This window comes from Haemophilus parainfluenzae, from assembly GCF_014931395.1.
GTDB lineage: Bacteria > Pseudomonadota > Gammaproteobacteria > Enterobacterales > Pasteurellaceae > Haemophilus_D.
Genome location: NZ_CP063120.1, coordinates 237,856 through 263,230, shown reverse-complemented (window position 1 = coordinate 263,230; position 25,375 = coordinate 237,856). Strand labels below are relative to the sequence as shown.

Below are 25,375 nucleotides of genomic sequence, written 5' to 3'. Positions count from 1 at the left end.
AATGAATATTATTGTAACGGGAGCCAATGGTTATATCGGTAGAAATGTCGTAAGAGGTTTATTAGATAAAGGACATCAAGTCACAGCAATGCTTTTTGATGGAGAAACACCCCATCATTTTTTAGATGGAGCAAGCTTATTTTATGGGAATATCTTCGCTTTATCTCAAGATAAAAAATGTGACTTAGTGAAAGATGCAGAATGTTTATTGCATTTGGCTTGGCAAGCAGGGTTTAATCATCGAGATCCTTCTCATTTAGCTAATGTGATGAAACATTATGAATTTCTTACATCTATGGCAGAATTAGGTATAAAAAATATCTCTGTTGCAGGTACAATGCATGAGGTCGGATACTTTATCGGGCCTATTGATGAAAATACACCTTGTAATCCTAGAAATCCTTATGGAATTGCAAAAAACTTCTTACGCCAAGCAATGTTTGATTTTGCTAGTGTAACGCCTGAATTAAATTTGCAGTGGTTACGCTTTTACTATATTACAGGAGATGATCGTTTTAGTAATTCTATTTTTACGAAGATCTTAAAGGCTGAAGATGAAGGACAAGAGTTTTTTCCATTGAATAGTGGTGAAATGCTTTATGATTTCATTGATATTGAAGAGCTTTCGGCACAAATAGAAGAAAGAATTTCAAGCAAACAGTCTGGTATATTTAACTGTTGCTCAGGTAAACCAAAGAGCTTGAGAACAGCAGTAGAAGAGTTTATTGCAGTACATAACCTGAAAATTAAGCCTAAATATAATGTTTTCCCTGCTCGCCCTTATGATTCCATGGCTGTGTGGGGGAAAAAATAGGTAGAAATTTATGAAGGAAAAATTTTTCTATATTGATTTTATTAAAGTTATTTCTTGCATTGCTGTAATGTTATTTCATTTGGATATGCATTCTTTTTATGCAGATAATAATGCCCCGTTATTTTTTGGACTAAAATTTTTAGGAATGAATGTCGGAGATATCGCAGTATCTCTCTTTATTATATCTTCTGGTTTTGGTTTGGGGCTGTCAGCTAAAGAAAATTTTTCTCTGACCTCTTATATAAGAAAGCGATTTCTAGCTATTTATCCTTCGTATTGGCTTAGTTATGCTGCTGTTGCGTTATTATTTATATTATTGAGTAAGCCAATAGGTGAAGGTGTTCCAGGTATTAGGTTCTTGTTAACAATAATCGGTTTAGATGGACTATTCCTTTATAAGTTTCCTACTTTCTACTTGGTTGGTGAATGGTATACTGGATATATGTTAATAACATATATATTTTTTCCATTCTTATTTCTATATGGTTTAAAAAAGCCTTTGTTATCATTTCTCATTTTAATAGGATTAGTTGTTTCTTTGCATATAAAATATGGGGCTATATTTGAAATGTGGGAACCAATAAACCCTCTGATGCGATTACCAGAGTTCTTTTTTGGTATTTGTTTTGCTCAAAATATTAGAAAAGACAAGTTACTAAGAGGAATCTTGACAGTTGTTGCTCTAGCTATCCTAGTAAATACATCAATTTTACTAGATAAAATACCATATCACTTTGTGCTTATTATGGTTGGAATTTCTTTCTTTGTTATTATATCTAGCGTATTTGATATAATTTTTATTCCTAAATATATGAGGGAACTATTTAGCCAGCTATCTCGTTACAGCTTTCTAGCATTTTTAGTTCATCATCAAATTTTATTACTTTTTTATAGTGCATTTGATGTCGCTCACTCAAATAATTTTGTGAAATTTTCTATATTAATAACTGTAATAACATTAAGTTTTTTCTATGGTTACTTAGTCTATCCATTAGTTAATTACATAACAGAAAAACTAAATAATTTACTCTTTTATCGAAAAAAAGAATCATATGGATAAAGCATTTAAATATGACGTAATTGTATGCACCTTCAACGGTGCATCTTTTATATCCTCACAATTAGAAAGTATTTTATCACAAGCCATTTTGCCACAAAAAATTATTGTGTCTGATGATGGATCTTGTGATGAGACGATTTTTATTGTCAGAAATACCTTTGCTAATGCTAATTTTACTGCTTATAACATTGTGCAAGGTCAGAGAAAAGGGGTGATTGCTAATTTTTTATTTGCACTAAAATATAGTGAAGCAGATTTTACCTTTTTAGCAGATCAAGATGATATTTGGCATATAAATAAAGTGGGTGAATTTGCTAAAATTGCCAAGCAGAAAAATAATGCTATTCCAGCGCTCATCTTTAGTGACGCGCGTTTGATTGATGAACAAAATAATGAAATTTCGCCAAGTTTTTTTACTTATCAGGCTTTAAGTGCGAAATGCTTAAATGATGATTCGATTTTGTATAAAAACTGTGTGCAAGGCGCAGCCTGTATGATCAATCGTGCCTTACGTAATCTAGCACTAGATTCTTTATCTTATACTCAACTTTCTGAACTTTATATGCACGATTGGTGGTTGGCACTGTTAGCGCGTTATTATGGTGAAACACAATTTATAGATAAGCCTTTACTAGATTATCGTCAACATTGCCAAAATCAAGTGGGGGTGTTTAACCATAAATTGCGCCTATTTTATTATTTTATTCGATTTAAGTCATACTGGAAAAATATTCGTCAAGCAATTCGGCAAGTTAAAATGTTTGAACAATTTGCTACACAATATGGCAAACCACATTGTTTGCCTCCCTCTTCAAAAAGAGAGTATCAAAGTGTGCCAAAGTTAAAGCAGTGGCTATTATCACTTTTGGTAAAATAAGGCAGAAAAATGACCGCTCTTCAATTTGTATTGTGTGTACCAACTTGTAATGCAGGTAATCAATGGCAAGATTGGATCACCGCTTATCAATCCCAATCCTTAAAAGCTGATAAAGTAATTGTGATTGATTCTTCTTCTTCTGATAATACGGTAAAACTAGCGGAAGAAGCAGGATTTTCAGTCTATTCTATTCCGCAATCCATCTTTAACCATGGTAGAACGCGTAATCAAGCGGTTGAATTTGGCAAAAGTTTTACTGATGTAGTGGTGTTTATGACTCAAGATGCAATTTTAGCATCGCCAGATTCGTTAGCAAATTTACTCTCTCCCTTTGTAGATTCTAAGGTGGCCGCTGTTTGTGGTCGACAGTTACCACATCATAATGCAACAATGTTAGCCACTCATGCCCGCTATTTTAATTATCCGCCTGAATCAAAAGTTAAATCACAGGTAGATATTCCAACACTTGGAATAAAAGCAGCATTTATGTCAAATTCCTTTGCTGCCTATCGTCTATCAGTTTTTGAGGAATTAGGTGGATTCCCGGATAACACTATTTTAGCGGAAGATATGTATTTGACGGCAAAAATGATTTTATCGGGATATAAAGTTGCTTACTGTGCTGAGGCAACAGTATTTCACAGTCATAACTATACACTAAAACAAGAATTCCAACGTTATTTTGATACGGGTGTATTTCAGCAAGAACAGCAATGGATTCAACAAAAATTTGGTAGGGTTGCTTCTGAGGGGAAAAGGTTTGTACTATCAGAATTAAAGTTTTTGTCTATAAAGTCACCACTTTTAATTCCTAAGGCAATACTATCTACATTGGCTAAATTAATTGGTTTTAAATTAGGTTATTATTACTATATGTTACCTTATAAGTGGTGTAAGGCACTTAGTATGCATAAAGGATATTGGGATAAGTAATATGAATAGAGCCAATTTCATTAAGTTTTTTCAAATTTCTATAGATTTTTTTTCTTTTGGGATTTCTATTTTTTTATCATCTTTCTTTTTGCTTGAAATTAGTGGGGGGGATTATCGATATTTTCCCTTAGAGCAGCTTTCCTCTTTTATTCTAATACATTGTATTATGGGAAGCTGTTGTGTTATTTGGTTTTGGATTCGTCTGCGTCATTATACCTATCGCAAGCCATTTTGGTTTGAGTTAAAAGAGATATTTAGAACATTATTGATTATTTTTGTTATTGAATTAGCTATAGTTGCTTTTTCCCGTCTTTATGTTTCTCGCTATTTTTGGTCTGTAACTTGGCTTTTGGTTTTTACTTTAGTGCCCTTTGGACGAGTTTTAACCAAAAATTTACTTATTAAATTAGGGTGGTATTTGAAAGAAACCATTATTATTGGCAATGGTAAGAATGCGAAAGAAGTATTTGATGCGTTAAATAATGAGCCATATTTAGGGTTTAATATTAAATTGTTTATAAATACTGAAGAATATAAATCAGAGTTCATTGAGGGGGTGCCAGTTATGCGCCATAATCCTGAGTTGCTGATCAAACTGGTATCTCCAGAATTTACACAGTTTATTCTTGCTATAGATGAGGAAAATAAAGTAAAGCAGGATTTCTGGTTGCGTTATTTAATTCGAAAAGGTTGTCGTTCTATCTCAGTTATTCCTGATTTTCGAGGTATTCCGCTTTATGGTACGGATATGTCTTTTCTATTTAGCCATGAAATGGTTCTGTTTCGAGTAAATAATAACTTAGCAAAACGATCTTCTCGATTTATTAAAAGAGTCTTTGATATATTGGGGGCCTCTTTTCTTATTCTTTTCTTATTCCCATTATGTATCCCATTGTATTTTCTTATTAAGAAAGATGGTGGAAAACTAATTTATGAGCATTCAAGAATTGGTCAAAATAAAAAGGAATTCAAATGCTTGAAGTTTAGAACTATGGTAAATAACTCTGACGAAGTTTTAGAAAGAATTTTAGCAACGGATGAAAGTGCTAGATTGGAATGGGAAAAAGACTTCAAACTTAAAGATGATCCACGCATTACACCAATAGGCAGATGGTTAAGAGCGAGAAGCCTAGATGAACTACCGCAACTTTGGAATGTACTTAAAGGGGAGATGAGTTTAGTTGGCCCACGCCCAATTGTAAAAGAGGAATTACCTTATTATCAAGAAGATGTGGATTATTACCTTATGGCTAAACCTGGAATGACAGGTTTGTGGCAAGTTAGTGGACGAAATAACGTAAGCTATGATACTCGCGTCTATTTTGATACTTGGTATGCAAAGAACTGGTCTTTATGGAATGATATCGTGATTCTATTTAAAACATTGAAAGTTGTATGGAAGAAGACCGGAGCTTATTAGCAAAGTAACTTATACAATAAATAAAGGAGAACAACCACATGCAAATTACATTATCAACTACTCCCGCTTCGGAGAGTTGGGGCAAAAATGCCATTTTAAGTTTTAATCAAGATCAAGCCGTTATTCATCTTAAAGATAATGAAAAATCGAACCTTGTTTTAGTTCAAAAAGCCGCACGTAAGTTACGTGGACAGGGCATTAAAGACGTTGAGCTTGTGGGGGATGCATGGGAATTAGAAAATTGCTGGGCATTTTATCAAGGTTTTTACTCGGCGAAGCAAGATTATTCGATTGAATTTCCTCATTTAGATGATGAGCCACAAGATGAATTATTAGCCCGTATTGAATGTGGTGATTTTGTGCGTGGAATTATTAATGAACCGGCACAAACCCTTACTCCGGTTAAATTAGCTGAACGCGCGGCTGAGTTTATTTCTAAACAAGCCGAAAATTATGCTGATAAAAGTGCGGTCAGTTTTCAAATCATTTCTGGTGAAGCGTTAAAAGAGCAAGGCTATCACGGGATCTTTACGGTGGGTCGTGGTTCTATTAATCCACCAGCTATGTTGCAATTAGATTTTAACCCGACTAATGATCCAAATTCGCCCGTATTAGCGTGTTTAGTGGGTAAAGGTATTACTTTTGATAGTGGTGGTTACAGCATCAAACCAAGTGATGGTATGAGTACTATGCGTACCGATATGGGGGGCGCTGCGTTATTAACAGGTGCGTTAGGGTTTGCTATTGCGCACGGTTTAAATCAACGAGTAAAACTCTATTTATGCTGTGCAGAAAACCTGGTGAGCGGTAATGCGTTTAAATTGGGTGATATCATCACCTATAAAAATGGTGTAACCGCTGAGATTTTAAATACTGATGCGGAAGGGCGTTTAGTATTAGCAGACGGTTTAATTGAAGCCGATAGTCAAAACCCACAATTTATTGTCGATTGTGCAACTTTAACTGGTGCGGCGAAAGTAGCAGTGGGTAATGATTACCACAGTGTGCTTTCTATGGATGATGCGTTGGTAAATAGCTTATTCCAAGCGGCGAAAGAAGAAAATGAACCGTTCTGGCGTTTGCCTTTTGAGGATTTCCATCGTAGTCAAATCACGTCTTCTTTTGCGGATATTGCAAATACAGGCACAGCGCCAGTTGTCGCGGGCGCAAGTACTGCAACAGCATTTTTATCGTATTTTGTGAAAAACTATCAACAACGGTGGTTGCATATTGATTGTTCGGCCACTTATCGTAAATCAGGTAGTGATTTATGGGCGGTCGGTGCAACAGGAATCGGTGTGAAAACTTTAGCAAATTTATTAGTAACGAAAGCAAGTTAAGTAGGATTTTATGACAGAACGTACTTTTTCAATTATCAAACCCGATGCTGTAAAACGTCATTTAATTGGTGCTATTTTAGGGCGTTTTGAATCACAGGGATTCCGTGTTGTTGCACTTAAAATGGTGCAATTAACCAAAGAACAAGCCGAAGGTTTCTATGCAGAACACCAAGGTAAACCATTTTTTGAGCCGTTGGTGGAATATATGCTCTCTGGTCCGATAGTGGTTTCTGTATTGGAAAAAGAAAATGCCGTGAAAGATTACCGCACTTTGATTGGCGCAACGAATCCGGCGGAGGCGGCAGAAGGTACTATCCGTAAAGACTTTGCGTTAAATCAGCGTGAAAACTCTGTTCATGGTTCTGATAGCGTTGAAAGCGCAAAACGAGAAATTGCTTATTTCTTTGTAGATTCAGAAATTCAACCGTAATTCATTTCTATAAAAAAAGCACTTAGTGAATCGCTAAGTGCTTTTATTTTATTGCTTTTCAATTTTTGAGATAGTCTTTTCCAGAGGATCAATTTCAGCCCGAATATGAAAGGCTTTCGCCAAATTTTCCGAATTTAATACAGCTTTCGTTTCACCGACAGCTAACAATTTGCCTTGTTCTAATAGAATAATTTCATCACAAAATTGATAAGCCAATGAAAGGTGATGAATTGCGACGATGCATGTGTGTTGTGGTGTGAGTGATTTAAGCTGTTCCATCATATCAATTTGATAATAAGGGTCGAGTGGTGCAATCGGCTCATCGACCAATAAAACAGGGGATTCTTTAATACAGCAACGAGTGAGTTGTACGCGTGCTTTTTCGCCACCAGAAAGTTGTTGAAATGGCTTATTGAGTAAATGCGTTACCGCAAATTTTTCTGAAAACGCTTGAATTTTTGACCGCTCTTTTTCTTTTGATAAGGGCGTAGCTAAACCTAATGCAATCACATCATAAACGGATAAATCCCAATGAATTTGCGTATTTTGTGCAAGATAAGCAATGTATTGGCTTTTTTCGGGAGCATTCATTTTGCTTAATGGTTGATTATCGAACCAAATCTCCCCTTGTTTGAGGGGCAAGATACCCGCAATGGTTTTTAATAAGGTAGATTTTCCCGCACCATTGGCGCCCATAATGCCAATCAATTTACCTGATGGAAGCGTACAGTTGATGTCATTTAAGCAATAGGATTGGGTGACTTTTTCAATTCTAATCATAGATTTTTCTCTGTTGCGTTAATAACATCCAAATCAAGCAAGGGGCACCGATAAGTGCGGTCAATGTGCCGATGTAAATATGGGAAAACAGTGGGATATATAAAATTGCCAAATCAGCCAATAAGAGCAGTAAAGCCCCAATTAACGCACTGGTAAGGTAAAGCTGTGATGGGCGAGCTTTCAGTAAGATACGGGCGAAGTGTGGTGCGATTAAGCCGATAAAGCCGATGGTGCCGGTTTGTGGGATGGTTGCGCCCACTAATAAAGCCACACCAAAGGTATTGATGAAAAAACTACGTTTCGGATCCACGCCCATGGTGCTCGCCGTTTCTTCACCAAAGGTGAGTAAATCTAAGTATCGGCGAGTGTGGTATAAGCAGAAAATCCCTACCAGAACAATAGGGAGTGAAATAAGCAGGGTATCTAATTTCGCCCACATCAATGATCCTTGTAGCCAACGATAAAGTTCAGCTAATGCCCATGGGCTTTCCGCGTTGGAAAGCAATAATGCAATCGCTGAACCAAGCAACATATTGACGGCTAAGCCGCTTAGAATCATCATCGTGGTACCGTAGTTTTTGGCGATCAAATACACGATGAAAAAACTTAAAAGCGCACCAATCACACCACCGGCTAAGAGCAGTGAAAATGGCACGGCAAAATAATAAAGGATAAATACACTAGCAGCCGTAGCACCAGAGCTACTGCCAAGTAAGCCCGGACTCGCTAATGGATTTTGAAAAATACCTTGCATCGCATTGCCGGCAATCGCTAGGCTAGCGCCAGTCAATAAAGCTAAACCAATGCGTGGAAAACGAATATCCCACAGCACAATTGAGCGCATATCGGTGAGCACGCCATCCGCATTTTTGAGATGGGCAAAATCGCCTAGCTGATGATAAATCGCAAACCCGCTAATCAACAGCAACGCGAAGAAAAGTGCAGTATTTAATTTTAGTGTTTTGGTCAATGATCAATTTCCTATGTAATTCAAATATCATTTGTTAATTTGATTTTGTCAAATCTCCCCTAACCCCTCTTTGCTAAAGAGGGGGATTATAGTGTCGGGATTTATAATTCTGATGTTTTATTCTAATCATTTATACATAAAGACATATAAATATGCCATCTAGGGTTAATTTAATAATGAAATCCCCCTCTTTAGCAAAGAGGGGTTAGGGGAGATTTGTCAGCTACATTATTTTAACTGCTGATAAATCTTCTCTGCCCCTTGCCACACGCCATGATCAAAGCAATAGGTATATTTCATCGGGATGCTGACAAGCGGTTGATTTTTGAAAAAATCTTGCAACATAGGGTGGTGCAGTAATTCAGCTTGTGCATTGTAACCTTGTTTGTCGGTCAGTGAAATGAGCACATTCGGTTGGGTTAAAATCACTTTTTCTAATGAGAAATTTTGTGCGGTAAGTGGTGTTTTTAGTGGCGTTAATCCGAGTAAATTTAACAGTACAGGATATTGTGGGTAATAACTCTCTACCACACCTGTTTCCGACAAAATCAGTGTATCAGTAAGCGGTCGATTTAAGTTAAAGTTTTGCGATTTGAGTTTTGTTACTAAATCTGCCGCCTTTTGCTCATTACCCAGTTGTTTGCCTAAATCTAAAATCAGTGCAAACAATTCATCAGGCGTTTGTGGGCTGTCGTTAATGGGAATAATCTTCACACTAAGTTTTTTCAGCTCAGCGACTAATTGTGGATAAAAGGTTTCGTTAATCAGAATTGTTTTATCCAAATAGGGCAATAACTCCGTTAATTGTGGTTCTAGAACAGGTTTGTCGATATTGATTTTGTCTAACATCATCAACGGATTTTTTGAATAAGGTGACTGCGCAGCAATTTGAGAAGGCTCTGCCAGTTCAATAAGCAGTCTGTCACTGCAAAGCGTAAGCGAGACAAATTGTTCCGAAGCCTGAGCGGTAAACGGAAGGAAAAGTGCGGTTAAAATTAAGCGAGTTTTTTGCATATAGATAATGATACGCTACGCCATTAAGAATGTAAAAAGGCGTGCTAAGCACGCCCTTATTAGTGGGTAATAATTAGAACGATCCTTTTAACCCAACGTAAACATTACGTCCTTCTTGACCATAGCCAAGTACGTTTTCATATTTTTTATTGAATACGTTGTTAAGGTTCGCATAAATCGTCAAGCTATCCGCTACTTTATAGTTCACGCCTAAGTTTGCCAAGGTGTAAGATGGCAATTTCACTTTATGCGTGCTGTAGGTTGGTGAATAGTAGGTATCCATGCGTTTGCCTGTGTAAGAGACATTTACATCTGCGCCCAATTTTTCAGTGATTTGGTATGCTAAGCCGGCGTTAGCCAAATGTTTTGGACGACGTGCTAATTCAGCGCCTTTGCTGTCTCGGGTTTGCGTGTAGGTGTAGTTCGCATAAGCGGTTAATGCATCGGTGATTTTACCGTTGTAAGCCACTTCAACACCTTTCACTTTGCTCTTACCTTCAAGGTTTACGGCACGGCTTGCATAAGTGGTAAAGTTGATTACTTCACTGCTAATCGCGTTTTTCACGTTGCGAGCAAAATAAGTCACATCAAAGCTGTGGCGGTTGTCATTAGTTTCAAATAAGAAGCCAACATCGCCACCTAAACTTTTCTCAGGTTGTAAATTTGGGTTGCCGATATAGCGTGCGTTGTAACCGTAATATTCAGTGATCGTCGGGTTTTGAATCGCTGAACCGAAACTTGCGTGTGCTTTCACATTATTGTGTAAACGGTAAGCGCCGGCGATACGGCCCGTCCATGAATTTTCGTATTCAGAGCTGTCAGTGTAACGACCACTAATATTTAAACTATGATCTGCATCGTGCAATAAACGATATTCTGCCGCTAAGCTTTTCTCAACAAGTTTTTTATTGCCTGCATTATTGAAATAAGACGAGTTGAAATCTGTTTTTTGATAGTCAGTTAAAAAGCTTAAACCTTGCGTGAGAGTGCCTTCACGATCAAAATTGACGTCTAATTGATAGTTTGCGTTGAGTTTTTTCGCATCGTAAGCCGATGTGTAGCCAACAGTATCGCTATCAGTTTTGAGATGGCTTACTCCAACTTTGTGTTTAAGCAATTGATCGTCATTACCTAAGAAACCACTTAGTTTGAATAAGGTGTCACGTGTGCGAGTGTAGTGGCCTTTTTCATCTGTTGCACTGTTATCAAAGTGAGCCGTTTGGCTGCTGTGAGAGGTTAAGAAGTCGAAACCTTTTTGGTTATCGTCATAGCCGAAACGAAGAGAAGCGTTATCACGATGGAATTTATCGCGTTCGCTTGAGCCGCCTGTGCTGACTGCTGTGCCATCTTGGGCCGTGTAGTTAAAGCGGTTTTTGCTGAGTGCTGAAATACCTTTGGTGTGGTGACTGTCACCATGTAAAGCATAATAGAAATGGTTATTTGTGCCTGAAAGGGTTAATGAACCATCTACCGTACGATTAGAGCCTGTGCCAAAATCGTAATCGACGTTGAAGGTTTTGCCTTTTTCTAAGCCTTTCTTTGTGGTGATATAAATCACACCACCCATGGCGTCACTTCCCCAAAGGGCAGATTGCTCGCCGCGTAATACTTCAATACGGTCAATATTGCTTAATGCTAAGCCACCGAAATCAAAGCCATAACCAGAAACAGGGTTCACTTTCACGCCATCAATAATTACGGCAGTGTGGTTTGCATCTGCACCACGTAAGAATACATTAGTTAATGTACCACGACCACCCGACGCGCTAACAGCTAAACTCGGTACAGTTTTCAACACATCACTGACATAAGTTTCACCACGCTGTGCAAAATCTTTTTCGGTTAAAACGGTAACAGATGAAGCCGTTTGATGAAGGCTAGTTGGTGTGGCTGAGGCAGAATAGACGTTAATCACATCCAATTTCGCCACGTCTTCAGCGCTCGCTAATGCTGGAATCGCTAATAAAATCGCTGAAGTAATCACATTTTTTTTCATTGTAAAATCCCTAGGATAAAAGTCCGTATAAAAACGCTAGCAGTTTACACATTAGAGGCTTGGCAAGCAAACTTCTGGCGATGAAAATAACTCATCATCAAAATGAATGAAATTTAAGAGAAATAAAAAATTTAGGGATTTTTCTGACCGCACTTTTTCGCCTTTATCCGCCTTATAGTTTCAAGTATAATGCCTGTATTTTTCATCACATTGTTATTAAAAAAATTATGAGTACAAAATTCAACGTAAAAACATTCCAAGGCATGATTTTAGCCTTGCAAGAATATTGGGCAAATCAAGGCTGTACCGTTGTGCAACCCTTTGATATGGAAGTAGGCGCAGGTACTTCTCACCCAATGACTGCATTACGCGCATTAGGCCCAGAGCCAATGGCATTTGCTTATGTGCAACCTTCACGTCGTCCGACCGATGGTCGCTATGGCGAAAACCCAAACCGTTTACAACATTACTATCAATTCCAAGTGGTGATTAAACCGTCTCCAGATAACATTCAAGAACTCTATTTAGGTTCCCTTGAAATGCTCGGTTTTGATCCAACACAAAACGACATCCGTTTCGTGGAAGATAACTGGGAAAACCCAACTTTAGGTGCTTGGGGTTTAGGTTGGGAAGTATGGTTAAATGGTATGGAAGTCACCCAATTTACTTATTTCCAACAAGTAGGTGGCTTAGAATGTAAACCGGTAACAGGTGAAGTAACTTACGGTTTAGAGCGTTTAGCCATGTACATTCAAGGCGTAGATTCTGTGTATGACTTAGTTTGGTCTGATGGTCCACTTGGCAAAACCACTTACGGCGATGTATTCCATCAAAACGAAGTGGAGCAATCAACTTACAACTTTGAATATGCGGATACCGATTTCTTATTCTACTGCTTTGATCAATACGAAAAAGAAGCAAAAAGCTTATTAGAATTAGAGCGCCCGTTACCATTACCAGCTTACGAACGCATTTTAAAAGCAGCACACAGCTTTAACTTATTAGATGCACGTAAAGCGATTTCAGTCACAGAGCGTCAACGCTATATTTTACGCATTCGTGCATTAACCAAAGGTGTGGCTGAAGCGTACTATGCGAGCCGTGAAGCCTTAGGTTTCCCTGGTTGTAAAAAATAAGGCGAAAAACGACCGCACTTTAAGCATCAACCCAACGATATAAGGAGAAAATGATGAAAGATTTTCAATACCCAGACGATATCTACACGGAAGCAGAAACTGATCCTAATACACTCGCGAATTTAGGCCCATTGGCTAGATTAGCGGGTGTTTGGGAAGGTAAGCGTGGTGTGGATATCAACCCGAAAGCGGAAGGACCTGAAAAAGATCCTTATATCGAACGTTACGAAGCCCATCCAACGGATGCACAAACTAATGGTCCGCAACTCTATTATGGATTACGTTATCACACCCATATTGTACAACCAGGCGAAGTGGAAACCTTCCACGACCAAGTGGGTTATTGGTTATGGGAGCCTGAAACGGGTAATATTTTATTAACAGGCAGCATTCCACGTGGCCAAACGTTTATTGCGGTCGGTAATGCACCAGCGGATGCGAAAGAGTTTACGGTAAAAGCGGTACGCGGTTCATTAACAAACGGCATCATTTCGAATCCGTTTTTAGAACGTTCATTTACCACAGAAAGTTTTGAGATGACGGTGAAATTCCATGATGATGGCACTTGGTCATACGATCAAATCACAACCATGATTATCCCGAATTATGATGCACCATTTGAACATCGCGATCGTAACCGCTTAACTAAAATTGGTGAACCGAAATTGAATCCAACTGCGGCAGCAGAAAAAGAGGATGAATAATGAAACCTATTCTTTATTATGCGGCAGATTGCCCAGATACAGAGCCATTTGTTGCAGAGTTAAAACGCTTAGGCGTGGATTATGAGGCTGTGGAAGTATTATCTTCCATTCCAAACTTGAAACAATGGTTGCGTTTGCGTGATCGTCACGCCGCATTTGATGATGCCAAAGCGCAAGGTTATGCGGGCTTTCCGGCATTATTGTTAGATGATGATCGTGTTATTTTAGATGAATCCAAATTAAAAGAGATTTTCTAAAATGATGAAAAAAACCTTAGCCTTTGCTACTTCAGCGATGATTTTGACCGCTTGTAGTCATGCACAATCTCAAGGTGAAATGTTGTGTCTGGACAAAGGGAAATCAGATGCTCACGGTTGCTTTCAAAATTTAGGAGAGTCTTACTCTTATTTGAAAAAAGCTTGCGTGCAAGTGTTTGATGTGGCGGATATTAAGTTAGATGATCCTGCCAATAAAACTCAAGCGGTGTACGGCATTCTTTCGGAAGACAAGCAACAGGTTGAAGTGTTTGCGTCTGATTTACCTGAAAACACGATTTTAGAGGTGGTCAAAGGCGGCTATGTGTCCAAAGACGGCAAAGTGCGTTTAATGAAAACCAAGAAAAGTTGGAAAATTCGTAAGTAATGAAGAAAGTCAGTTTTTTGCAATTTTTATTTAGAATTGGTGATGATTATTTAATGTTTTTGCGAAATTTAACACCCGCTGTGTTGTTTTTATCACTCGCGTTATTTATGTATTCTGAGCTGAATTGGGCACATTGGGCGTGGAGTAATGTGCTCGTACTGTTTTTAAGTTTGGCTTCAGGATTTATTGCACTCAGCGTCATGGCAATAAATACTGTCGCTTTTGTACGCAAGATGCTGAAAACCTTAAGAACACTAAGCGGAGAGAGCGAACTTGATGAAAATATTGGTACGCTCGCATTATTTAGAATGCTCTGGCTCGAAAGCAACAGTAAACAGCTAATCTTTTTTGCGGTAGTCAATATTGTGGCGGTATTTATGGTGTTAGTTTATGGCGCCAAATATGCCTTGAATTTTTATAGCTCAATTTCAGCATTAAATGATTAGGTCTTAAAGGCATAATAGAAAGTTAGGTTAAGTCTCGAATATGAAAAAAACAGCCCTAAAATTCACCGCACTTTTACTTGGTTTGACGCTTGCAAGCGGTGTATTTGCAACAGAAAATCGCCAAAACAAACAGAATGAAGATTACGAGCTTGAGAAAGTCTTAATTTTCAGCCGCCATGGATTACGCTCGCCAGTGGAAAAAGATCCACAAGAGATGGCAAAATATTCACCGTATGCGTGGGCAAAATGGGATGTGCCATCAGGTTATCTCACGGCAAAAGGAACGGTATTAGAAACCTATTTTGGCCAATATTTAGGTCAATGGCTTGCAGATAAAGGGTTATTAACAACTGAACGTTGTGCATCGGGTGAAGGTATTTTCGCTTATGCGAATGGTGTACAACGCACCATTGCAACAGGTCAGGCAATTGTTTCTGGCGCATTTGCGGGCTGTAATGTTCAACTGCAACATCACGGTAAAATTGGTTCAGAAAAAGATCCCATTTTTAACACACAAGCGCATAATCCAAGTCAAGCCTTGATTGAATCTGCAAAAAATAACGTTGATTTAACCGCTTTACAGCAAAAATTAGCGCCAAATTATGCGCTATTGAGTGAAATTATCGATTATAAAAACTCACCAAACTGCTTGCAAAAAGGCGAGTGTGATTTAGGTGGAAAAGTCGGTGAATACAGTATTAAAGACGGTAAGTCGGTCAAAATTACGGGTTCTATCAGCACCGGAAAGAAAATTGTTAGTGCGTTATTGCTTGCGCATTATGTGGGTAAGCCTGATTCAGAAATCGCAAACGGCCGCGTGGATAGCCAAGAAAAATGGCGTGCAATTAACGAAATAAAAAACGAATATTACCGCACATTATTTAAAAATAACGAGGCGTTGGCACAAAATGCATCATACCCGTTATTGGCATTTATTCAGCAACAGTTAAATAGTGAAAACAAAATTAACTTATTGGTTGGACACGATTCTAATATCGTCGCTCTGCTTGCGGCATTAGGTGTTGAGCCTTATGAGTTGGATGATTCATTAGAAAATATCCCAATCGGAGGCAAGTTGCTATTTGAAGTGTGGAAACACAAACCCAGTGGCAAACTCAAATTTAAGTTGGATTATGTTTATCAAACCACTGAACAGCTGATTAATATCACGCCATTAAGTTTAGCGACACCACCAAACCAAACAGCATTAACCCTCAAAGGCTGTGAAAAAGATGAACATGGTTTTTGTGATTACGAGCGTTTTCAACAGGTGTTGAGTGAGGGTATTGAAAACGGTAAGAAGTAGCGTTCATGCAACCCTATGAAAAATACTTAAAAGAGAATTCGCAAAAACTGCGAGCGGATCAAACGGATGCGGAAAGAAAATTATGGCAACGCATCAATCGAGATCAATTATTAGGATTTCGATTTAATCGACAAAAGCCACTTTTAAGTTATATCGTTGATTTTTATTGTGCGAAAGCAAAGTTGATTATCGAATTAGATGGTAGTCAGCACTATGAACCTGATTATCAGGAAAAAGACGCATTGCGAGATGCAGAATTAAATTCACTTGGTTTTACGGTGATGCGATTTAGCAATGATGAAGTCATGTGTGAAATTGAAAGTGTAGTAGAGCAGATTTATTTGTTTTTAGAGAATGTAAGGGCTGATTGAGTATGAGCGTTAAGTCGCTCTGCCAAATCTCCCCTACCCCTCTTTGCTAAAGAGGGGGCGTTCTTGAGTGAATTGACAGTAACGGGCTATTTATATTTTAGAATATGAGGGTTTATTGAGTATTAGGTTAGATTAACTTCTGCCACAAACGCAAGCGTTTGAACGTTGCTTTAGCAACGGCACGAAGTGCGAGCGAAGCGAGTAAATCTCCCCTACCCCTCTTTGCTAAAGAGGGGAAATTCTTTAGTAAATTGATTGTAACTGGCTTATTTACATTTTTAATTTCAATAGAGATTAAATTATCTACTTTCAAAAAACGTTAAAGTAGAACATAAATATTTAACTCTCCAAAGATCCAATCCCCTCTTTAGCAAAGAGGGGTAGGGGAGATTTGGCAAAAGTGATAACGAAGAAAATAAGAATTTAAACCTACAGAATTTTTAAATAAGAGAAACAAAATGACAACCCAAAACTTCCTAGTAGAAATCGGCACTGAAGAGCTGCCACCAAAAGCTCTCAAAACATTAGCGACCTCTTTTGCGGATAACGTTGAAGCGGAATTAAACCTAGCGGGCTTATCATTCGACAAAATCGAATGGTTTGCGGCGCCGCGTCGTTTGGCGGTGAAAGTGTTGAACTTAGCGACACAACAGCCAAGCAAAGAAATTGAAAAACGTGGACCAGCAGTGTCTGCAGCTTTTGACGCTGAAGGTAAACCAACTAAAGCGGCAGAAGGCTGGGCGCGTGGTTGTGGTATTACTGTGGAACAAGCAGAGCGCATTGCCACTGATAAAGGCGAATGGCTCGTTCATCGTGCAAAAATTGAAGGTCAACCGACCAAAAACTTGCTTAATGACATTGTGGCAAATGCGTTGGCGAAATTGCCAATTCCAAAACCAATGCGTTGGGCAGACAAAACTGTGCAATTTATTCGTCCGGTACACACTGTGACCATGTTGTTAGGTGATGAGTTAATCGAAGGCGAAATTTTAGGTGTGACAAGTGCGCGCACCATTCGCGGCCACCGTTTCTTAGGCGAGAAAGAATTTGAAATTCAACATGCAGACCAATATCCGCAATTATTACGTGAAAAAGGTTCTGTGGTAGCGGACTTCAATGAGCGTAAAGCAGAAATTTTGGCAAAATCTCAAGCAAAAGCGACCGCACTTGGCGGTGTGGCTGATATTGAAGAAAGCTTGCTTGAAGAAGTGACCTCATTGGTGGAATATCCAAACGTTTTAGCGGCAAAATTTGAAGAGCGTTTCTTAGCGGTGCCTGCGGAAGCCTTGGTTTACACTATGAAAGGCGACCAAAAGTATTTCCCGATTTATGACAAAGAGGGCAAATTATTACCGCACTTTATTTTTGTCTCGAACATCAACCCAGAAGATCCAACAGCAATTATCGAAGGTAACGAAAAAGTGGTTCGCCCACGTTTAACCGATGCGGAATTCTTCTTCAAAACCGACTTAAAACAAAAACTGGTTGATCGTTTACCACGCTTAGAAACCGTATTGTTCCAACAACAACTCGGTACATTGAAAGACAAAACTGATCGTATCGAACAACTTGCAGGCGAAATTGCAAAACAAATTGGTGCAGACGAAGCGAAAGCAAAACGTGCGGGGTTACTGTCAAAATGTGACTTAATGACCAATATGGTATTCGAATTTACCGATACGCAAGGTGTAATGGGTATGCACTATGCTCGTCACGATGGTGAAGATGAAGAAGTCGCAGTCGCATTAAATGAACAATATATGCCACGCTTTGCGGGTGATGAATTACCGAAATCTTTAGTAGCAAGTGCGGTGGCTTTAGCCGATAAATTTGACACTTTAACGGGTATTTTCGGTATCGGCCAAGCACCAAAAGGCAGCGCAGACCCATTTGCATTACGTCGTGCAGCATTAGGGGCGTTGCGTATTATTGTTGAGAAAAACTTACCGCTTGATTTAGAAGATTTAGTGAAAAAATCAGCCGCACTTTTCGGTGATAAACTCACTAATTCAAACGTGGTTGCCGATGTGGTGGACTTCATGCTCGGTCGTTTCCGTGCATGGTATCAAGATGAAGGCATTGCGGTGGATGTGATTCAATCGGTATTGGCACGTCGTCCAACTCGTCCTGCTGATTTTGATGCGCGCGTTCGTGCGGTTTCACACTTCCGTACTTTAGATTCAGCGGAAGCCTTAGCGGCAGCAAACAAACGTGTAAGCAATATCTTAGCGAAAGCGGATGCCGCAATTGGCGAGATTAATTTGACCGCTTGCGTAGAGCCAGCAGAAAAAGCCCTTGCTGAAGCAGTACTTGCATTACGCACTGAAGTACAACCGCTTATCGCAAAAGGCGATTACACAGCAGTATTAGATAAATTAGCGAACTTACGCGCGCCAGTGGACAGTTTCTTTGATAACGTAATGGTAAATGCTGAAGATCCAGCATTACGCCAAAACCGCTTAGCAATTTTAAACACGTTACAAGGCTTGTTCTTACAAGTAGCAGATATTTCGGTATTGCAATAATCTCAAATAGCCCCTTTATGGGGCTTTTTATTATCAAGTGAATAGAATCTATGAAAGGATTTGTGATTTATCTGCCAAGTCAGAAAACTGAACTTGCTCATTTCTTGGCCCAAGCAGATGGTTGTGATTACACGGCTGTTGTTTCTGTTTCATCTGAGTTAGTTTCTCAGCTTGGTGGTGAAACGGTATTTAATTTGTCAAAAGCTAAAGTGATTTTACATTGAGAAATCACGGTAGATGAAATCGCTAATACACTTTCACATATTGAATGTTGGCGGAAAATAGCGGCAGATGAAACGATTGCTGATAATGAATTTGCTATTGTCGCGGAAGCAGATTTGCAGCTATCGCCAAATTACTTTAGTACATTGCAAGAATATGTGAATGGTTATCTAGCAGGCTCTCAATATCAGCTTGCATTACTAGAATGTTCCCGTCAGCATGAATTTTGGGATGATAAAATTTATCAGGGAGAAGGGCGACTTAATTCGGCACTTTTCCGACGGATAGAACATTACAATCTTGCACATTGTCAGATGTATTTGATTCGTAAGGCTTTCATTAAGCAAATGCTAAATAAATTAGCGAGTGAGAAGCCTTATTGGTTGGCTCATCGATTAGGTGATTTTTGTGATATAGATAATCTTATCCAAACGTTACCTCTAATTGCTCAGGCAAATCATAAAGTTTTACCACGTCAAATAAAGGTGAAATCCGTAGATGAAACTTTGGATTTTATGTTGCAAAACCCTTGCTCAGTGATTCGTTTTGGAGATGGTGAATTTATCCTGATTAAAGGGAATTGGATTGTTTACCAAGATTATGATCCAAAATTGGCAGCAGAATTGGAAAATATTTTACGCATGGAAAGCAATGAAAATCGCTTGATTTGTTTACCACCGATGTTTGATTCGCTTTCCCCTTATATTGATTCGACGCAGAGTTATTGGCGAATTCATTTAAACAATCATTCCCTTTATTATGAGAATGTATGTACTGCGAGTGAATATGGGAATACTTTCCTCTCTCGCCCTTATATCGATTGGCAAGATAAAAGCCAGTCTGCTCGTTGGTTCGAGAAATTAAAACAGCTTTGGCAAGATAAAGATTTATTGATTGTTGAAGGAGTGACTTCGCGTTCGGGAGTGGGAAATGATTTATTTGATAATGCTCATTCCATTAAGCGAATTATTTGCCCTGCCAGAGATGCATATTCTTACATTGAACAAATTCAGCAAGCAATCATTCAGCATGCAGAAAATCGTCTAATATTGCTTATGCTTGGACCAACGGCAAAAGTGTTAGCCTATAATTTATCCGAATTAGGTTATCGAGCCATTGATATTGGTCATATTGATTCGGAATATGAATGGTTTAAAATGGGCGCGACAGAAAAAGTCAGATTTACTCACAAACATACTGCTGATTTTAATGAAGAGGGAATTAAGCTAGAGAATGATGCCATTTATGAGCAGCAAATAATCTGTCGGATTTAAAAATAGAATAGTCAGACTAAAAAAGGATGGTCAATTTTCCAACGACCATCCTTTTGTATATAGACTTCAAATGATTATTTCTCTATAATCAACCGCACTTTCCCCCCTTAGCTCAGTCGGTTAGAGCAGGCGACTCATAATCGCTTGGTCACTGGTTCAAGTCCGGTAGGGGGGACCATTTATTGAGATCGCATTAGGCGATCTTTTTTTATATTTAAAATATTTGAGGAGTTAACTATGGCTGCGGAAGGAGCGGGTGATCTCATCCGGGTTGTGGCACTATTGGGTGCTGCAGTTGTTGCCGTGCCGTTATTTAAACGCATCGGATTAGGTTCGGTATTAGGTTATTTAGCGGCAGGATTAGTTATTGGGCCTTTTGGATTACATATTATTCATGATCCACAAGCGATTATTCATCTTGCTGAATTTGGCGTCGTGATGTTTTTATTCGTGATTGGGCTTGAAATGAAGCCTTCTCATCTTTGGAGTTTGCGTCGTCAGATTTTTGGATTAGGTAGCTTGCAGGTTGTCATTTCTGCGGTACTGATGACCGTTGTTGCGACTCAATTTGGTTTGTCTTGGGAAGTCGCTTTTGTTTGTTCATCGGGTTTTGTTTTGACATCGACAGCAATCGTGATGCAGGTACTTGGGGAACGTAAAGCACTTTCAACAAAACCGGGACAAAAAATAGTTTCAATTCTATTATTTGAAGACTTGCTGATTGTACCTTTATTAGCGATCATTACATTTTTATCACCTTTTGAACGTGAATCACAAATCATTTGGTGGCAGTCTGCGCTTATTGCGATGGTAGCATTAGGTGCGCTAGTTTTCATTGGGCGTTTTATTCTGAATCCAGTCTTCAAAATTCTCGCTAACTCGAAAGCACGTGAAGTGATGACTGCTGCTGCACTCTTTGTTGTGTTAGGTTCTGGGTTATTAATGGAAGAAGCTGGGCTTTCGATGGCAATGGGCGCTTTTGTTGCAGGTGTCATGCTATCCGAGTCGTCTTTCCGTCACCAACTTGAAGCCGATATCGAGCCTTTCCGCGGCTTGCTACTTGGTCTTTTCTTCCTTGGTGTGGGAATGTCATTAAATCTCGATGTGGTTATCGAAAACTGGTCATTGATTTTATTGGGCGTGATTTCTCTTATGCTCACAAAAGGTCTCTGTATTTACCTAGTTGCTCGCGTAGCAAAAAGCTCACATAAAACCGCATTGGAACGAGCATTTTTAATGGCTCAAGGTGGGGAGTTTGCATTTGTCTTATTTGCAGCTGCTACATCAGAAGGCGTGATAGATCAAACCGTAAATGCGAATATGACCGCGATTGTTGTGCTTTCGATGGTGTTTACGCCGATTATATTAATTCTTTATGAAAAACTGATGCCTAAACCGAAGACAGATGATATTCAGCCGGATGAAATTGATGAACAGCATCCAATCTTAATTCTGGGGATGGGGCGTTTTGGCCAAATTGTGAATGATTTACTGCGGTTAAGTGGTTACGATACTACTGTCGTTGATTTAGATCCTACCATGATTAAAGGCTTTAATGATTATGGAATAAAATCCTATTTTGGTGATGCTTCTCGTCCAGAATTTTTAATTGCAGCAGGATTGGAAAAGGCTGATTTGCTTGTCGTCGCGATCAATAACCCGGCACAAGCAAATCAAATCGTCCATTTTGCTCGAGAAATTAATCCTCGCATAAAAATTATTGCACGAGCATTTGACCGTTTTGATACCTTTGCGCTATATCAAGCAGGGGCTGACGATGTGATTCGTGAAACCTTTGATTCAGCAGTCCGAGCAGGAAAACGAGCACTTATCAATTTAGGCATGGCGCCTAAAATGGCAAAAGCAGTCAGTCAATATTATTTTGATGCAGATCGCCATGAAGTGGCCTTAATGTCGCAAGTTTATGATCCTGACAAAGGCATATTTAAAAATCCGGCGATGGTTGATATTGCTCGTGAATGTGATCAAAAAATGGCAGAGCATATTCAAGAGATTATTTTAAGTACTGAACCTAAGTATGAAGAATTAGAAGAGCCTGAAGCTTAAAATGCAACAAACCGCACAAAAGTGCGGTTTGTTTTTTGCTAGTTTTAGTGATTGTAACCTTTCAACAATTCAGCCCAATTTTCTTCACTGAATTGAATATTCATTCTGCCGACTTCTTTGACAAAAGAGCGGTGTAATCTTTCCAAGTTGCCTTGTTTCCAAGAATCTCCTGATTTTTGACCGCACTTATCGAAATCAATGAGCCAACATTTTTGTTCAGTTTCGAGTTGTTGAACGAGAATATTATGAGCATTGAGATCCGTATGGCAAATTTGCAAATCATGCAACTGACGAATTAATTTACCAATGGCTTGCCAGATGTCATTCGATAGTTGTTGAATTTGTAAAAGTGCGGTCAGATCTTGGGCATTTTCGATCTTTTCAATCAAGATATCTGCTTGGTAACAAATACCTAATTTGCCTTTTTTAACACGTGCAGCAATCGGTTTGGGTACGGCTACACCTGCTTGATGGAGTTGATTTAACAGCTGAAATTCCGCCAAGCTGCGAGTTTCACTCAATGATTGAAAACGATAGCGATCTTTGTTGAATTTTCCCCATAAACCGCCTCGATAATAGTGACGAAGGGCAGTATTTACCCCAAACAGATCTTTTGTGTTCAGGAAGTAGGTTGTGCCACGTCCTTTGGCTGAACCGGTAATACGTTGTTGTTTTTCCCAAAAAGCCGATTCAAAAAATGAAGCGGGTTCAGTTGGTTTTTCCGTGAGATTAAAAAGAAAGAATTGATTATCTTGTTGGAATTCAAGCATTTTAGTTGAACCGAATAATAGAAAATGCCCTCATTCTACTTTAAATACGCTGATTTTCTAGCATTACAAGCTTTTCATCTTATTTTATGTCAAAGTTGTGAAGCAGATCACATAAGTAGTGAGATATCTGTATTTTGTTAATTCGTAAAATTTTTGCAGAATTTTACCCCTTGCAGTGTGATTTTATGTTATAAAATGAATAGAAGTGAAAAGCACTGTTTTACATATTTATTTTGTTAGGTTACACTTTTTCCAGAAATTATTTTGATGACTCTCTATTTAATATGAGGAAATTAGCTATGAAAAAACCTCTATTTACTGTTTTAGCGCTTTTTTGTATTGGTTCTGCTACGGCGTATATTCGTTCAACAATAGAGAATCAGACTTTTCATCCTAACGGTAATATAAAATCGGAGGTGGTTGAAATAAATGGCGTCAAAACGACTAAATATTATGATGAATCAGGAACACTTATCTCGCAAGGCGAATTAAAAAATGGCGTAGAGCAAGGAATGTGGAAATATTTTGATAAAGATGGTAACGTTATCTTTACTAAGCACTATGTGAAAGGGCATATTGTTGCGGAAGGATTAGGTCCTAAAAAGTAGCAATCTAGATAAATAAAAGGGCGAATTAAATAAATTCGCCCTTTGTTTTCATTAAATTATTTTGGGTTAATAGACGGAAATTAAATGCGCGAGGAATTCAAATGTCCCATTCTCCACTTTTTACTTCACCTCCTAAATCACTTTGTATTTTGCGTTTGTCTGCGGTGGGTGATGTTTGTCATGCACTTGCTGTGGTGCAGCATATTCAACGGTATTGGCCGCAAACCAAATTAACGTGGATTGTGGGGAAAACAGAAATGGGCTTGCTTTCTGGCATTGAAGGCGTGGAACTTGTCCCTTATGATAAAAAGAGCGGTTGGAAAGGCGTGTGGAATTTATGGATGTTTTTGAAAAACAATCAATTTGATGCGCTTTTGAATATGCAGACGGCATTTCGTGCTTCGATTATCTCTCTTGGTATTCAAGCGAAATATAAAATTGGGTTTGGCAAAAAACGTTCTCGAGAAGGGCAGTGGTTATTTGTAAACCGTCGAGTTCAAGATCCGGAAACGCCTCATGTGCTAGACGGCTTCATGGCTTTTGCCGATTATCTTGGTGTACCACCGGCAGAGATGCTTTCTTGGCAATTGGCAATTTCTGATTCAGATCGAGAATATGCCAAACAGTTTATTGATCCTACACGTAAAAATCTGATTATTTCTCCTTGCTCCAGTAAAGCCGAGAAAGATTGGTTGGTGGAGCGTTATGCGGAAGTGGCAAATATTGCTCATCAACATAATGTGAATGTAATTTTTTGCAGCTCGCCGGCAAAACGCGAATTAGACATGGTGAAAAAAATAACCGCACTTTGTAATTTTCAGCCGGTTGATGCTTCAGGAAAAACCAGTTTGAAACAACTTGCTGCATTAATTCATCAATCAAATTTAGTGCTCTCGCCCGATTCTGGTCCAGCTCATATCGCCACCACGCAAGGTACACCAGTAATTGGATTGTATGCTTATCACAACCCATTGCGCACTGCACCTTATCATAATCTGGATAATGTGGTGTCGGTATATGAAAAAAATGTGCAAAAAGAACAAGGAAAACCTTCAAGCGAACTGCCTTGGGCGACTAAATTAAAAGGCAAAAATTTAATGGCTGAAATTCAGGTAGAGCAAGTGGTGGCTCAGATGAGAGCCTTGAATTTATTTTAAAGTGCGGTCAATTTTAGAGATAAAAAAGCCCTCAAATGAGGGCTAAAAGAATCATAAAGTTCCTTGCGAATTATTCGCCTTTTTGTGCGTTGTAAGCTTCTAATGCACGAAGAGAGTAAGTGTAAGCTGCACCTGCATTTAATGCGATAGACATCGCTAATGCTGCTGCCACTTCTTCTTCAGTTGCACCTGCTTTCACTGCTTCATCAGCATGCACGCCAATGCAGCTTTCACAACGTGTTGTTACTGCAACTGCTAATGCAATTAATTCACGGGTTTTGGCATCTAATACGTTACCTTCTGCCGCCGCCGCACCTAATGCGCCATAAGCTTGTAACATTTTAGGGTATTTTTTACCTAATGCACCGAATGATTTTTTAACGTGTGCTACATCATTTTTCCAATCTGCAAACATAGTTTTCTCCTTGAATTAAGTTTAAATTTCGCGAGGAATTATAAGCAGATTAGCGTATGATACTTGTCAAATTGTCTTAACTTTTAGACGGAAAATCT

At 38.8% G+C, this 25,375-nt stretch carries 26 protein-coding genes and 1 tRNA gene; 21 read left to right on the top strand and 6 right to left on the bottom strand.

Annotation, left to right across the window (positions count from 1 at the left end):
- Position 1 precedes the first annotated feature (1 nt).
- Genes INP94_RS01300 through ndk form a run of 7 tightly spaced genes read left to right on the top strand, consistent with a single transcriptional unit; the run spans position 2 to position 6,874 of the window.
- The gene (locus tag INP94_RS01300; protein ID WP_197543782.1) at positions 2-814 is read left to right on the top strand and encodes an NAD-dependent epimerase/dehydratase family protein; all 813 of its coding nucleotides are present in this window, start codon (positions 2-4) and stop codon (positions 812-814) included.
- A 10-nt stretch (positions 815-824) separates the two neighbouring features.
- Positions 825-1,874 carry an acyltransferase family protein gene (locus tag INP94_RS01295; RefSeq protein ID WP_197543781.1) on the top strand — a complete coding sequence of 350 codons (1,050 nt, stop codon included), beginning with the start codon at positions 825-827 and terminating at the stop codon, positions 1,872-1,874.
- Positions 1,867-2,751: a glycosyltransferase family 2 protein gene (locus INP94_RS01290; protein ID WP_197543780.1), complete on the top strand. Its 885-nt coding sequence runs from the start codon at positions 1,867-1,869 to the stop codon at positions 2,749-2,751. Before INP94_RS01295 ends, INP94_RS01290 begins: the two co-directional genes overlap by 8 nt.
- Before the next feature lie 9 nt (positions 2,752-2,760).
- Entirely contained in the window at positions 2,761-3,684 is a 924-nt protein-coding gene (locus tag INP94_RS01285) for a glycosyltransferase family 2 protein (RefSeq protein ID WP_197543779.1), read from the top strand.
- A 1-nt stretch (position 3,685) separates the two neighbouring features.
- Complete coding sequence (wbaP, locus tag INP94_RS01280) at positions 3,686-5,104, top strand: undecaprenyl-phosphate galactose phosphotransferase WbaP (protein ID WP_197543778.1); 1,419 nt, start codon at positions 3,686-3,688, stop codon at positions 5,102-5,104.
- Between the two features lie 38 nt (positions 5,105-5,142).
- Positions 5,143-6,444, top strand: coding sequence for an aminopeptidase PepB (gene pepB, locus INP94_RS01275; protein WP_197543777.1), 1,302 nt, complete (start codon positions 5,143-5,145; stop codon positions 6,442-6,444).
- Between the two features lie 10 nt (positions 6,445-6,454).
- Positions 6,455-6,874: a nucleoside-diphosphate kinase gene (gene ndk, locus INP94_RS01270; RefSeq protein ID WP_193451979.1), complete on the top strand. Its 420-nt coding sequence runs from the start codon at positions 6,455-6,457 to the stop codon at positions 6,872-6,874.
- A gap of 48 nt (positions 6,875-6,922) precedes the next feature.
- Here the strand turns inward: ndk and INP94_RS01265 are convergent, their stop codons facing one another.
- The 4 genes from INP94_RS01265 to INP94_RS01250 all read right to left on the bottom strand — a co-directional run bounded on the left by INP94_RS01265 (position 6,923) and on the right by INP94_RS01250 (position 11,634).
- Positions 6,923-7,654 carry an ABC transporter ATP-binding protein gene (locus INP94_RS01265; RefSeq protein WP_197543776.1) on the bottom strand — a complete coding sequence of 244 codons (732 nt, stop codon included), beginning with the start codon at positions 7,652-7,654 and terminating at the stop codon, positions 6,923-6,925.
- Entirely contained in the window at positions 7,647-8,624 is a 978-nt protein-coding gene (locus INP94_RS01260) for a FecCD family ABC transporter permease (protein ID WP_197543775.1), read from the bottom strand. Before INP94_RS01260 ends, INP94_RS01265 begins: the two co-directional genes overlap by 8 nt.
- Positions 8,625-8,852: 228 nt before the next feature.
- Positions 8,853-9,638, bottom strand: coding sequence for a substrate-binding domain-containing protein (locus INP94_RS01255; protein ID WP_197543774.1), 786 nt, complete (start codon positions 9,636-9,638; stop codon positions 8,853-8,855).
- A 73-nt stretch (positions 9,639-9,711) separates the two neighbouring features.
- Entirely contained in the window at positions 9,712-11,634 is a 1,923-nt protein-coding gene (locus INP94_RS01250; protein ID WP_197543773.1) for a TonB-dependent receptor plug domain-containing protein, read from the bottom strand.
- Positions 11,635-11,861: 227 nt separating this feature from the next.
- On the opposite strand from INP94_RS01250, the gene glyQ reads away from it, so the two are divergent.
- The 12 genes from glyQ to INP94_RS01195 all read left to right on the top strand — a co-directional run bounded on the left by glyQ (position 11,862) and on the right by INP94_RS01195 (position 22,327).
- Positions 11,862-12,770, top strand: a complete 909-nt coding sequence (glyQ, locus tag INP94_RS01245; RefSeq protein WP_005695296.1) for a glycine--tRNA ligase subunit alpha — start codon at positions 11,862-11,864, stop codon at positions 12,768-12,770.
- 53 nt (positions 12,771-12,823) lie between these two features.
- The gene (locus tag INP94_RS01240) at positions 12,824-13,474 is read left to right on the top strand and encodes an FABP family protein (RefSeq protein WP_197544252.1); all 651 of its coding nucleotides are present in this window, start codon (positions 12,824-12,826) and stop codon (positions 13,472-13,474) included.
- Entirely contained in the window at positions 13,474-13,731 is a 258-nt protein-coding gene (locus INP94_RS01235; protein WP_014064189.1) for a hypothetical protein, read from the top strand. The genes INP94_RS01240 and INP94_RS01235 overlap by 1 nt, the downstream gene beginning before the upstream one ends.
- 1 nt (position 13,732) lies before the next feature.
- Positions 13,733-14,116, top strand: a complete 384-nt coding sequence (locus INP94_RS01230) for a hypothetical protein (protein ID WP_197543772.1) — start codon at positions 13,733-13,735, stop codon at positions 14,114-14,116.
- A complete protein-coding gene (locus INP94_RS01225) occupies positions 14,116-14,562 on the top strand; it encodes a hypothetical protein (protein ID WP_111327748.1) in 447 nt (148 codons plus the stop codon). The genes INP94_RS01230 and INP94_RS01225 overlap by 1 nt, the downstream gene beginning before the upstream one ends.
- A 40-nt stretch (positions 14,563-14,602) precedes the next feature.
- Positions 14,603-15,868, top strand: coding sequence for a histidine-type phosphatase (locus tag INP94_RS01220; protein ID WP_197543771.1), 1,266 nt, complete (start codon positions 14,603-14,605; stop codon positions 15,866-15,868).
- Positions 15,869-15,873: 5 nt separating this feature from the next.
- Positions 15,874-16,239 (top strand): endonuclease domain-containing protein, encoded by a 366-nt coding sequence (locus INP94_RS01215; protein WP_197543770.1) that lies wholly within the window; start codon positions 15,874-15,876, stop codon positions 16,237-16,239.
- Positions 16,240-16,697: 458 nt separating this feature from the next.
- Positions 16,698-18,764, top strand: coding sequence for a glycine--tRNA ligase subunit beta (gene glyS / locus INP94_RS01210; protein ID WP_197543769.1), 2,067 nt, complete (start codon positions 16,698-16,700; stop codon positions 18,762-18,764).
- A 50-nt stretch (positions 18,765-18,814) separates the two neighbouring features.
- Positions 18,815-18,988: a hypothetical protein gene (locus INP94_RS10770; RefSeq protein ID WP_232087408.1), complete on the top strand. Its 174-nt coding sequence runs from the start codon at positions 18,815-18,817 to the stop codon at positions 18,986-18,988.
- A 114-nt stretch (positions 18,989-19,102) separates the two neighbouring features.
- Entirely contained in the window at positions 19,103-20,260 is a 1,158-nt protein-coding gene (locus INP94_RS01205; RefSeq protein WP_232087407.1) for an SP_1767 family glycosyltransferase, read from the top strand.
- 101 nt (positions 20,261-20,361) lie between these two features.
- A tRNA-Ile gene (locus tag INP94_RS01200) sits at positions 20,362-20,438 on the top strand.
- Between the two features lie 59 nt (positions 20,439-20,497).
- The gene (locus INP94_RS01195) at positions 20,498-22,327 is read left to right on the top strand and encodes a monovalent cation:proton antiporter-2 (CPA2) family protein (RefSeq protein ID WP_049364814.1); all 1,830 of its coding nucleotides are present in this window, start codon (positions 20,498-20,500) and stop codon (positions 22,325-22,327) included.
- Positions 22,328-22,371: 44 nt separating this feature from the next.
- On the opposite strand, the gene INP94_RS01190 is transcribed toward INP94_RS01195, so the two are convergent.
- A complete protein-coding gene (locus tag INP94_RS01190) occupies positions 22,372-23,097 on the bottom strand; it encodes a 3-deoxy-D-manno-octulosonic acid kinase (RefSeq protein ID WP_197543768.1) in 726 nt (241 codons plus the stop codon).
- A 299-nt stretch (positions 23,098-23,396) separates the two neighbouring features.
- On the opposite strand from INP94_RS01190, the gene INP94_RS01185 reads away from it, so the two are divergent.
- Together INP94_RS01185 and INP94_RS01180 are read left to right on the top strand one after the other, a co-directional pair.
- A complete protein-coding gene (locus INP94_RS01185) occupies positions 23,397-23,705 on the top strand; it encodes a toxin-antitoxin system YwqK family antitoxin (protein WP_014064182.1) in 309 nt (102 codons plus the stop codon).
- Positions 23,706-23,806: 101 nt separating this feature from the next.
- Positions 23,807-24,862 (top strand): glycosyltransferase family 9 protein, encoded by a 1,056-nt coding sequence (locus tag INP94_RS01180; RefSeq protein ID WP_197543767.1) that lies wholly within the window; start codon positions 23,807-23,809, stop codon positions 24,860-24,862.
- A gap of 70 nt (positions 24,863-24,932) precedes the next feature.
- Here the strand turns inward: INP94_RS01180 and INP94_RS01175 are convergent, their stop codons facing one another.
- Positions 24,933-25,277: a carboxymuconolactone decarboxylase family protein gene (locus INP94_RS01175; protein ID WP_005698020.1), complete on the bottom strand. Its 345-nt coding sequence runs from the start codon at positions 25,275-25,277 to the stop codon at positions 24,933-24,935.
- Between the last annotated feature and the right edge of the window lie 98 nt (positions 25,278-25,375).